We start from the raw sequence: 1,185 nt of genomic DNA, 5'->3' as shown, positions 1-1,185 counted from the left end.
TGGATTTCCCCTATTGTTGGATTGGTTGCCATATTGGTTGGGTCGATTTTTGCGCGTTTTGCGTATACCTTTAAGGGGAAAGGATGTGGCTGAAAGCTAATGCATAACTGTAATGGTTAGGATATGCCCACTAGTCACGGTGTGGATATAGAGACCGCGATAAGTAGGAGTTTAATGGCAGCGAGTTGAAAGACTAACGCAAGCATATAGCTTTGAAAGTTGAAGTACGAAAGCAAGGGGTAGTAACCTTATTCCTACTGACAAATAGGGTATCCACATCAGGAGCCGTGTGATGGGAAACTATCAAGCACGGTTTGGAAGTGGAGTTGGGGAAGGTGACTTCTCTTTCGACCATAACCAATCAGTCATAACAGTAACTAGGGAGTATTGGGTCTCAAGTGTTGCTTATCTCACTGCTGTTCAACCTCTGTATCAGTTAAAATGCCAGTTTATGATCGACCTGTTAAAAATCCTCAAGTTTCCGATAATAATGCGATGAATGATAATTCGGCTCCTGTGGAGTTTTCTGTACAGTTTTGGGGGGTGAGGGGAAATATTGCTACCCCTGGCCATAAAACTGTTCGATATGGGGGGAATACCTCCTGTGTCGAAATGCGTCTGGGAAATCAACGTTTTATTTTTGACGGAGGGACTGGGTTAAGAGTTTTGGGTTTGGATCTGCTCAAACAAATGCCCGTTGAAGCCTCTGTCTTTTTTTCCCATACCCACTGGGACCATATCCAGGGGTTTCCTTTCTTTGTGCCAGCATTTATCCCGATTAATCGCTTTCATATCTATGGGGCGATCGCTCCTGATGGGTCAACGATTAAGGAACGCCTGTCTGATCAAATGGTACATCCTAATTTCCCGGTTCCCATGCACGTTATGCAATCAGATCTGAAATTTTATGATCTGATCCCTGGGGATGTGATTACTTTGTCCGATGGGATTAAAATCGAAACGGCTCCTCTGAATCATCCTAATATGGCGGTCGGCTATCGGGTTACTTGGGAAGGCCGTACAGCGGTTTACTGTAGTGATACAGAGCATTTTCTCGATCGCTTTGATAATAATGTTCTGCACTTGGCTCGCGATGCCGACTTGCTGATTTATGATGCCACCTATACTAATGAGGAGTATCATGATCATAAGTGTCCTAAAATTGGCTGGGGACATTCTACCTGG

General features: G+C 44.3%; 1 protein-coding gene. It reads left to right on the top strand.

Features of this window, described 5'->3' with window-relative positions; all coding sequences use genetic code 11:
- Positions 1–441: 441 nt before the first annotated feature.
- Positions 442–1,185 (top strand): MBL fold metallo-hydrolase (locus B9T16_RS28800; protein ID WP_410246403.1); only part of this gene is annotated, 744 nt, incomplete at its 3' end.

This window comes from Arthrospira sp. PCC 8006 (assembly GCF_046480465.1).
GTDB classification, from domain to species: domain Bacteria; phylum Cyanobacteriota; class Cyanobacteriia; order Cyanobacteriales; family Microcoleaceae; genus Limnospira; species Limnospira platensis.
The sequence above is the reverse complement of the archived record's forward strand: the minus strand, read 5'-3'. Positions and strand labels throughout refer to the sequence as shown.